General features: G+C 64.3%; 2 protein-coding genes and 2 pseudogenes. 3 read left to right on the top strand and 1 reads right to left on the bottom strand.

Going from position 1 to position 2,435, the window contains the following annotated elements; all coding sequences use genetic code 11:
• Positions 1-491 precede the first annotated feature (491 nt).
• The 3 genes and pseudogenes from O9255_RS14580 to O9255_RS14570 all read left to right on the top strand — a co-directional run bounded on the left by O9255_RS14580 (position 492) and on the right by O9255_RS14570 (position 1,949).
• Positions 492-803 carry a hypothetical protein gene (locus tag O9255_RS14580; protein WP_297867594.1) on the top strand — a complete coding sequence of 104 codons (312 nt, stop codon included), beginning with the start codon at positions 492-494 and terminating at the stop codon, positions 801-803.
• Between the two features lie 201 nt (positions 804-1,004).
• Positions 1,005-1,556 (top strand): annotated as a pseudogene (locus tag O9255_RS14575) (transposase); the annotation flags it as partial.
• A 48-nt stretch (positions 1,557-1,604) separates the two neighbouring features.
• On the top strand, positions 1,605-1,949 hold the full coding sequence (locus O9255_RS14570) for a hypothetical protein (protein ID WP_297867595.1): 345 nt from the start codon (positions 1,605-1,607) through the stop codon (positions 1,947-1,949).
• Between the two features lie 303 nt (positions 1,950-2,252).
• Here O9255_RS14570 and O9255_RS14565 read toward each other — a convergent pair.
• Positions 2,253-2,435, bottom strand: a pseudogene (locus O9255_RS14565) (IS1595 family transposase); the annotation flags it as partial.

The raw sequence follows: 2,435 nt of genomic DNA, 5'->3' as shown, positions 1-2,435 counted from the left end.
CAGCCTCCGCCAACCAACGCTTCAGTTCTCGAGCACGCATCCGGCTTCTCCACGCCCGAAGTCCTCGGGCCGTTTCTAAACCGTGCTCCCACCCCGGCTCACCGTTCGAGACGATCAACAATCAACGCGAACAGCGCCTTTGAATTTCCTATACCTTGAAGCGAACGCCGATGTCGTGCTCGCAGGCAGCGACATCGTGACGCGGGCTGGACGGACCGACAGACGGTCGGGAAGCGAGGGCGGAGTCTTCCGTTCTTCGGTCATAATGAAGCTCTTGTCGCTGGAGCGTGGAGGTCACGATTTTCAGGCACGTGCCTGCGACGGTTCCGAACTGACCTTGGAAAGACGACCGAGCGCGCCATTCAGCACGAAGGCGGCGGTTGCGATGCGCGAGCACACGCATCTCATCCCGACAACATGAGCGTCAACCAATTTTCGACGCTTTCCTTACGCGGCGCGGACGGTCCCGCACCTGACGGAGAAACTGAAACATGGCGCCTTGGTTTGAACAATCAATCGACCTGATCTGGGAGTGGGCGGCCAACCTCCTCCAGCCACGTCACTCGAGATTGGTACGGATGTGGGCCATCAAACACAGGCTCACGATGGTCGAGCTGAACCGCCACTTCTTCCAGAGGCATGTCCCCGAGCGTGCACCGCCACCGCCATTTCCGTACACGACGCAGGGGCTGTATCGAGCGAAGTTCCGAGATCGCCAGGGTGAGGAGAAGGCAGCGTGGGTCTTGGTTGGCAATCGCTGGCACCCCTTTGCATCGGACATCGAAGTTATCTTCGACTCGTAGCCGAGTGCGGCCACGACAGGCTGCTGGCATTCAGCGGTAAGCACCGCGGATTCCATCGGCCCGGTGCTGGCGCTCGTGCATCGCGTGATCGCGGGCTGGCTTGCTGACCAAGCGGGCGTCGAGCGCGCCCGTGCGCAGTGCGGCGCGGTGACGCTGATCCAGCGCTTTGGCAGCGCGCTCAACCTCAATGTCCACTTCCACATGCTGTGGCTTGACGGCGTGTATGAGGAGGATGACGAGTCACCGCCGCGCAAACCACGCCTGCACCGCACCCGTGCCCCGACTACCGGGCAGTTGACGCAGTTGGCTGACACGATCGCGCATCGCGTGTGCCGGCATCTGACGCGCAAAGGCTGGCTCGAAGGCGAGGAGGAGTCCGTCTTCCTGACCGACAGCGCTGGCGGCGACGACGGCATGGACGCGTTGCGGATGAGTTCCATCACCTACCGCATCGCCACCGGCGCGCAGGCCGGGCGCAAAGTGATCACCCTGCAAACGCTGCCCGGTGACGACGGTTCGCTGGAGGGCGATGCCGGCAAGGTCGGCGGATTCTCCCTGCATGCCGGCGTGGCCGCCGAAGCACACGAAAGCCACAAACTGGAAAAGCTGTGCCGGTACATCACGCGCCCGGCGATCAGTGAGAAGCGGCTGTCGATCTCGTCGCAGGGCAAGGTGCGCTACGAACTGAAGACCCCGTGACGAAATGGGACCACGCATGTCGAATGGGATTCGGTGGACTTTATCGCCAAGCTCGCGGCGCTGGTCCCGCCACCCCGCGCGCATCTCACCCGGTTCCACGGCGTGTTCGCCCCAAACGCCGCCCTGCGAGCGCAGCTGACACCGTCGGGGCGCGGGAAGCGGCCTGCGACCGATGCCGCACGGGTTGAGGTCAGCGCCAGCGACACGCCGCGCAGCCCCGAGGAGAAGCGCCGTGCGATGAGTTGGGCGCAGCGCCTCAAGCGCGTGTTTGGCATCGACGTGAGCACCTGCGTTCACTGTGGCGGTGCGGTGCGGATCGTGGCCAGCATCGAAGAACCTGAAGCCATCCGCGCCATCCTCGCCCACTTCGCAAAGCACGGCGCGCTGGAGGAAGCTCACTACCGGCCCCGACCGCGCGGCCCACCGGCTGTGGTCATGGCCGCGTAGTCGCAAGATCGGCCATGCCCCTCCAACAACGAAAACCAACAGCCATCAGATGCGGCTCAGATGCGGCGACGATCCCGCAGGGGCGCGTTTGGCCCGACGCCTGTCCTGAGCCTGTCGAAGGGCCGGGATTCAGTGAGAAATGGCCACGGACGACCAGACTGCGCGCCCAGGTGATGCCGTAGGGCGCTCGCGCAGGCCCGATCCTTGCCCAAACCGCCGCTTGCGCGGCCGCCGCCTACCCGGCAGACTCGCCGAAAAGGGCGTTTGAATTGGCGCTGTTCGCGTTGATTGTGGTTGATTCGCTCACGCCATGGCCAACCTGAGCAGCGCTGCGGCTCCTGTGCCCGTTTGGGCGTTCCGCTCCAAGGCGCGGAACCAGCCCAGATAGTTCGGCAGATAGGACGTCGCCACGCCATGGAATCGGGCGATCCAACCCTTCAGCCGGCTGTGGTGTGCATTGACGTTCTGGACATGCCAGGCACCGCG

The organism is Silanimonas sp. (assembly GCF_027530345.1).
Taxonomy (GTDB): Bacteria; Pseudomonadota; Gammaproteobacteria; order Xanthomonadales; family Xanthomonadaceae; genus Silanimonas.
Note: the sequence above shows the minus strand (reverse complement) of the source record. Positions and strands in the feature narration are given on the sequence as shown.

What these genes read in the sequence shown, in the direction of transcription:
- O9255_RS14580 (WP_297867594.1), top strand. Translation starts at nt 492, where the DNA reads ATGGCGCCTTGGTTTGAACAATCAATCGACCTGATCTGGGAGTGGGCG.